This is a genomic window from Sporosarcina sp. NCCP-2222 (assembly GCF_023168145.1).
Classification (GTDB): domain Bacteria; phylum Bacillota; class Bacilli; order Bacillales_A; family Planococcaceae; genus Sporosarcina.
Map to the genome: position 1 here is coordinate 5985 of NZ_BQYK01000015.1, position 4417 is coordinate 10401.

The following is a 4417-nucleotide window of genomic DNA, read 5'->3' on the forward strand; positions in this document are numbered from 1 at the left end:
GGGTCTTTAATATAAGGCTTGCCAATGTCTAATTGCTTCAGCGGAGAATCCTCTGCTGGAATATACGTCAGATTACCCAGATCATCCTTAATATCGATGACCATGGCATTCAATTCTGTTTGTTCAATTAAGTTGGTGAGTCGCTCAAAACGGGCTCCACCTGCCGAATGCCCCGTCACATAAATGCCCCGGACAGCATCAGGGTACTCAAACGTCAAACCGGATTGATATGTAAATAACGGTGATTGTAATACCAATGCTTCATCAAACGTATCAAAACCATATGTACGTGTCGTCAAATCCGTGGATTTCTGATCCTCGGCATACGCGCTTGCGGGGAACCCCATGGCGGCCGTCAGCAAGAAGGCACATCCCCATTTCATCAATTTCATCGGCTCTCATCCTTCCTATCTTCATATCTTAGCAAACTGACTAGTAGAACGGTATCAAAAACTGTATATTCCCGAAAATCCATGTCGAAAAACCCCTGTTAGCCCGGTTCGAACGATTCCCCTGTTGCAATTCATAAAATGTCGTATTATAATCATTGGAAATGAAGCGCACGAGCGCAGAAAATGAAAAGCGATGACGGAGAGAGTACTCTTACATTGGTCTTCCAGAGAGTCTGTGGATGGTGAAAACAGGCGGCCGACTTTGAGGAAGTGGACTCCCGAGCTTATTTTGTGAAAAGGTTGCCTGTTTAACCTCGTAGCAAAGTACGTCTCACCACGTTACGGTGCTTGAGAGGCCTTCGGGCAATTCGGGTGGTACCACGGTTGATCAAACATCAGTCGTCCCTTTTTATAGGGATGGCTGATGTTTTTTTTATTTTCAAGGAGGAGAAGAAGATGACTACCATTTTTTCAGGCGTACAACCGACCGGAACGGTCACATTAGGGAACTATATCGGGGCCTTCAGACAATTTGTGGAGCTGCAACATACAAACGACTGTCTGTTTTGCATCGTCGATCAGCACGCTATTACTGTTCAGCAAGAGCCCGAGGAGCTGGCTAAAACAATCCGTTCCCTTGCAGCGATCTATATCGCAAGCGGAATTGATCCGAAGAAAGCGACTCTGTTTATCCAATCGGAAGTGCCCGCCCATGCACAAGCCGGCTGGATGATGCAATGCATTTCGTATATCGGTGAATTGGAGCGGATGACACAGTTCAAAGACAAGTCTGCCGGAAAAGAAGGCGTTTCTTCTGGTTTATTGACATACCCGCCACTCATGGCAGCGGATATCCTGCTGTATAATACGGATATCGTACCAGTCGGCGATGACCAGAAGCAGCATGTCGAGCTGACACGAGATCTGGCCGAACGCTTCAACAGCCGCTACGGTGAAGTTCTCACAATCCCGGACTTGCGCACACCGAAAAATGGCGCCCGCATCAAGTCCCTTCAAGATCCATTGAAAAAGATGAGCAAATCCGACCCAAATAAAAAGGGGACGATTTCTATTTTGGACACACCGAAAGACATCGAAAAGAAAATCAAAAGCGCAGTGACCGATTCGGACGGCATCGTAAAATTTGATGTAGAAAACAAGCCAGGTGTTTCTAACTTACTTGTCATTGAATCTTCCTTAAGCGGAACTCCGATCCAAGACTTGGAGACAAAATACGAAGGTGCGGGATATGGCGCATTCAAAGCCGGAGTGGCGGAAGCAGTCATTCAGCATTTAGCACCGATTCAGGAAAAATACGAGGAGCTTCTCGCCTCCCCATTGCTCGACCAATACTTAGATGAAGGCGCCGAAAAAGCGAACGCCATCGCAACAGCCACCCTCAATAAGATGGAGGCGGCGATGGGGCTCGGACGTAAACGGTCAAGATCAAAATAATTGTTGCTACGATAAAAATGAGAAAGTCCGTAGTCGATATGATAAAAAGCATGACTTGTTTCCATCCGTGGCCCAATGTGACATAGTTCAAATAAAAGATCATATTGGTCACTGTAATGACTATGAGTCCATAACTGATAAGGAAGAAGAAGATACGTGTCACTGATCATCGCCCTTTACCGTTTCTTCTATTCTATGTACAAGTAGCTCCCTTTTAGACGAAGGGGGCTCTTTTGTTTGCCTTTTGTAAATTAGTAAGTTCAGATGAAGTAGATCTGCTTCCGGGAAAATTAGGGCCGTTCTAGAAGAAAGTGAACAGGGATGGAATATACGAGCGGTAAGCGAAGAGATACGAGCGGTTGACAGAGAGATACGAGAGGTTCGCCGTATAATACGAGCGTTCATAAAGAGATACGAGCTCTTCCTGAAATATACGAGCGGTCGCGGGAATATACGAGAGGTTACCCCAATTATACGAGCGGTTGGTGGAATACCAACACAAAAACTTTAACGAACCTTTTTTTATCTTCAGCCCCTCTACTATGAGCTGCTCCTCCAGAAATAAAAAAAGAGCTGCTATGCAACTCCATGTTCCATGAGTGGTTGAAACTGCTCAAAATGCGTCTATAATAACAGATAATAGAACTACAGAAATACCTACAGAGAAGATAACCCACAATATATTTCGTGTTTTTTTATATTCGCGGATTCCCATGATAAATAGCATGACACTCATAAGTAATATAACGAGAGGCAGCAAGCTATAATTTTCCGTTATCCTGCAGTAGAGGCCTATTGAGATAACAAGTAAGGCAAAAATCATCTGGAGCCACATCAATACATCACACTTTTTTTCTTTCATTTCATACCCCCTGTACTAAACTATCATCTTAAAAAGTCATTTACCAGTTAAGCCTAGGGGAAATCCACTCTTTCGCAGTCAATAAACATCAAAAAACCGGCGATTTCAAATCGCCGGCAGTTCATCTTATATCTTTTTAAACACGAGTGATGCATTGTGTCCGCCGAAGCCAAGAGAGTTGCTCATCGCGTATTCGACATCTGCTTTGCGTGCTTTATTTACGATATAGTCCAAATCACATTCCGGATCTGGCGTTTCATAGTTGGTTGTTGGAGGCAAGATGCCTTCCTGCAACGCTTTCACTGTGAAAATCGCTTCCAGTCCGCCAGCTGCTCCTAGGAGATGGCCAGTCATCGATTTTGTAGAACTGATTGCAAGTTTGTACGCATGTTCGCCAAATACTGTTTTCGCAGCAATTGTTTCAAATAAGTCATTGTACGGCGTGCTTGTGCCGTGTGCATTAATATAGCCGACTTGATCTGGACGGATGCCAGCTTCGTTTAGCGCCTGCTTCATCGCGCGGGCTGCGCCTTCCCCTTCTGGTGCCGGGGCTGTAATATGATGGGCGTCTCCCGTCGAGCCATAGCCAACGATTTCCGCGTAAATTTTCGCTCCGCGTTTGACCGCATGCTCGTACTCCTCCAGGATGAGGATGCCCGCTCCTTCGCCGATAACGAATCCGTCACGGTTTTTATCGAACGGACGGGATGCTGTTGCAGGGTCCGGATTCAATGAAAGCGCTGTGTTCGCACAGAATCCCGCGACTGCCATCGTTGTGATCGGCGCTTCCGTACCACCAGTGATCATTACGTCTGCATCTCCACGCTTAATAACTTCAAACGCATCCCCAATGGAGTTTGTTCCGGATGCACATGCCGTTACTGTACATGAATTGATGCCTCTTGCTCCAAAATGGATTGATACTTGGCCGGACGCCATATCTGGAATCATCATCGGGACGAAGAATGGGCTGACCCGGCGATATCCTTTTTCCTGGAACGTCTTGAATTGCTGTTCATGCGTTTCCATGCCGCCGATGCCGGAACCGATCCAGACGCCTGCACGCGGCGCCAGTTCCTCATCTATTTCCAACTCGGCATCTTTCATTGCCATGATGGATGCTGCCAATGCATAATGCGTGAAACGGTCCATTTTACGTGCGTCTTTCCGAGGAATGTATTCCTCGATATCGAAATCCTTTACTTCCGCAGCCACTTTGACCGGGAACTGTTCACTATCCAACCTCGTCAAAGGACCGATGCCGGATTTTCCGTTAATTACTGCTTCCCAAGAAGCTTCCGCTGTATTTCCAACCGGCGATATCGCGCCGACTCCTGTCACTACTACACGTCTCATTTCCATCGTTCCAACTCCTCTTCTCAGTTACATTACTCTCATTCCTACCAACAGTATAACGGAGAGTCCGTTTATTTACCCCATTTTATACAAAGGGCGCCCCACGTCAAACCGCCGCCAAATCCTACAAGTACGATAATATCGTCGTCCTTCACTCTGCCTTCCGCCAAATCATCATATAGCGAAATCGGAATGGAGGCCGCAGATGTATTTCCGTATTTATGCACACTCTTTGACATCTTTTCAACCGGCAAGCCTAAACGCTCACGGGACGCTTCCATAATTCGGATATTCGCTTGATGCGGAATCAAATAATCAACATCTTCTTTTTCTAAACCGGCTTTCTCGATGA

The 4417-nt window shown here is 46.2% G+C and carries 6 protein-coding genes and 1 other annotated feature; of the genes, 1 reads left to right on the plus strand and 5 read right to left on the minus strand.

Translation table 11 applies throughout. The features are described from left to right. Positions 1 to 392: putative glycoside hydrolase (locus NCCP2222_RS19855; RefSeq protein WP_248514142.1), on the minus strand; the 392-nt coding region annotated here is incomplete at its 3' end. A 184-nt stretch (positions 393 to 576) separates the two neighbouring features. Further along, positions 577 to 802: a binding site (T-box leader), on the plus strand. A gap of 46 nt (positions 803 to 848) precedes the next feature. On the opposite strand from NCCP2222_RS19855, the gene trpS reads away from it, so the two are divergent. Further along, complete coding sequence (gene trpS / locus NCCP2222_RS19860; RefSeq protein ID WP_248514143.1) at positions 849 to 1847, plus strand: tryptophan--tRNA ligase; 999 nt, start codon at positions 849 to 851, stop codon at positions 1845 to 1847. On the opposite strand, the gene NCCP2222_RS20935 is transcribed toward trpS, so the two are convergent. From NCCP2222_RS20935 to NCCP2222_RS19875, 4 genes are all read right to left on the minus strand, one after another. Continuing rightward, the gene (locus NCCP2222_RS20935) at positions 1792 to 1950 is read right to left on the minus strand and encodes a hypothetical protein (RefSeq protein ID WP_472908864.1); all 159 of its coding nucleotides are present in this window, start codon (positions 1948 to 1950) and stop codon (positions 1792 to 1794) included. The two genes, trpS and NCCP2222_RS20935, sit on opposite strands and share 56 nt — an antisense overlap. Before the next feature lie 510 nt (positions 1951 to 2460). Further along, positions 2461 to 2709: a hypothetical protein gene (locus NCCP2222_RS19865; RefSeq protein WP_248514144.1), complete on the minus strand. Its 249-nt coding sequence runs from the start codon at positions 2707 to 2709 to the stop codon at positions 2461 to 2463. A 126-nt stretch (positions 2710 to 2835) separates the two neighbouring features. Further along, complete coding sequence (fabF, locus tag NCCP2222_RS19870) at positions 2836 to 4071, minus strand: beta-ketoacyl-ACP synthase II (protein WP_248514145.1); 1236 nt, start codon at positions 4069 to 4071, stop codon at positions 2836 to 2838. A 65-nt stretch (positions 4072 to 4136) separates the two neighbouring features. Further along, positions 4137 to 4417: 3-oxoacyl-[acyl-carrier-protein] synthase III C-terminal domain-containing protein (locus NCCP2222_RS19875; protein ID WP_282570742.1), on the minus strand; the 281-nt coding region annotated here is incomplete at its 5' end.